This window comes from Sulfitobacter sp. (genome assembly GCF_041552635.1).
Lineage (GTDB): Bacteria > Pseudomonadota > Alphaproteobacteria > Rhodobacterales > Rhodobacteraceae > Sulfitobacter.
The window spans coordinates 1-1908 of record NZ_JBFEKM010000331.1 but is presented as its reverse complement, the minus strand read 5'-3'; the positions used below and the strand labels follow the sequence as shown (position 1 = coordinate 1908).

The 1908-nt window shown below is 53.9% G+C and carries 3 protein-coding genes; 2 read left to right on the top strand and 1 reads right to left on the bottom strand.

Features of this window, described 5'->3' with window-relative positions:
- Positions 1-117, top strand: a 117-nt coding sequence (locus tag ABYT07_RS20780) for a transposase domain-containing protein (protein ID WP_372993900.1), incomplete at its 5' end; no start/stop codon positions are given.
- On the opposite strand, the gene ABYT07_RS20775 is transcribed toward ABYT07_RS20780, so the two are convergent.
- Positions 105-1252 (bottom strand): IS3 family transposase gene (locus ABYT07_RS20775; RefSeq protein WP_372993899.1). Its coding sequence is split into 2 segments (ribosomal slippage): positions 105-988 and positions 988-1252, totalling 1149 coding nucleotides; the frame shifts between segments, so codons are not numbered across the junction. The two genes, ABYT07_RS20780 and ABYT07_RS20775, sit on opposite strands and share 13 nt — an antisense overlap.
- A gap of 118 nt (positions 1253-1370) precedes the next feature.
- On the opposite strand from ABYT07_RS20775, the gene ABYT07_RS20770 reads away from it, so the two are divergent.
- The gene (locus ABYT07_RS20770; protein WP_372993898.1) at positions 1371-1640 is read left to right on the top strand and encodes a hypothetical protein; all 270 of its coding nucleotides are present in this window, start codon (positions 1371-1373) and stop codon (positions 1638-1640) included.
- Positions 1641-1908 lie beyond the last annotated feature (268 nt).

Sequence of the window (1908 nt, the reverse complement as noted above, 5' to 3'; positions counted from 1 at the left end):
TGCAAATTAAACGATGTCGATCCGCACGCCTATCTGACCAATACGCTCACAGCCATCGTCGCTGGCCACAAACAAAGCAAGATCAACGAGCTGCTGCCGTGGAATTACGTCAAATAGGTGGGATCGGCGCACCGGTTACGCCTCTGGTCTATTGGCATGATGCTTTTTGGTGCCGGTGGACGGTAACCTAAGGCGCTATGTGGCCTGACCGTGTTGTAGTGGCGACACCATCTCTCGATGAGGATCTGTGCCTCGCGCAGCGAGTAGAAGACCTCACCGTTCAGCAGTTCGTCCCGAAAGCGGGCGTTGAAGCTCTCGCAGTAGCCGTTTTCCCATGGTGATCCTGGGGCGATAAAGGCTGTTTTGGCACCCACCGCGCCGATCCAGGCGCGCACCTTCTTTGCGATAAATTCCGGCCCATTGTCAGACCTTATGTATTCCGGCGGGCCGCGCAGGATGAACAGATCAGTCAGCGCATCGACCACGTCTGTTGAATTAAGTTTTCGTTTGACGCGGATCACCAGCACCTCCTTTGTAAACTCATCAATGATATTCAGCGTGCGATATACGCGTCCGTCATGGGTCCGATCCTGAACAAAGTCATAGGACCAGACGTGGTTCGGACGCTCCGGCCGCAGCCGGACGCACGACCCGTCGTTCAGCCAGAGCCGACCCTTCTTGGGTTGTTTCTGCGGGACTTTCAGCCCTTCCCGCCGCCAAATTCGCTCAACACGCTTATGATTTACATGCCAGCCGCTGTTGTTCAGCATCCCGGTAATCATGCGATACCCATAGCGTCCAAACTCTTCTGTCAGTGCGATGATGTCCTCGGTCAGCCGTTGTTCGTCCGGCAAGCCACAAGGAACCTTGCGCTGTGTCGAACGATGCTGCCCGAGTATGCGGCAGGCCCGGCGCTCAGATATGCCGAGAGCCTGCCGCACATGATCAATGCACTGACGGCGGCGGGAAGGGCTTAGAAGTTTCCCCGTGCAGCCTCGGTGAGGATCATCTTGTCTAACGTCAAATCCGACACCGCGCGTCTTAACCGAGTGTTTTCGGTCTCCAACTCTTTGAGGCGCTTGAGCTGATCACGGCTCATACCGCCATACTCTTTACGCCATCGATAATAGCTTTGAACCGTCACTCCGATCTGCCGCACAGCTTCCGCCGTCGACCGTCCTTGCCCTTGCAGCACTTCAACTTGTCGCAGTTTCAGCACAATATCTTCGGGTTTCTCTCGTTTTCCAGCCATCCTTTAGTCCTCCTGAAATCGGGATAAACATATCCCAGTGGGTGGACCACTTCAGAGGGGGCATTCCATTATCGCAACCCGGGATAACGTTTGTTTTAATATTCAATGCAAGAACAACTTGGTCGACCCATCGTGGGTGGATTTAGATCCAAAGCGGTTTATTCGAACCAATCGGACGCTTGAGCGCTACTACGAAAGGGCAATCACCAAGGAGCGCTCTCGAGAACAGCTTCTTAAAGATCATGTGGGACTTGAAAGGGTTGAGCCGTTCATCGTCAGTCGTTTCCCGATAGTTACAGCCAACGCCCGTATCGTTCCACTTGCTCGCATTCGCGATTTCAGTTCCATGGCCCTGGAAGTAATGAAAGCTGAATCTGGAAATGGATAACGTAAAGCACAACGTTACTAGGTCCGCGAACTGTGAATTCACCAGTCCCCTGATTTCACGGTTGCAGCGGATGGCCGGTCTGACGGGCCGCACCGCAGCATATTGATTGGGTGGCCAAGGTCGGCAATGGGCCGAGGCTGTGTGGAAACGCATTTGATTGCGTGTTTTGGACCTCTGTTTTTCCGTCCATGGCGTTTTTCTATTCCAGGAGCGCCATTTGTCCCAAATGGGGTCCTATTTCATCGGGTCGGGGCTTTGATCGCGGGAT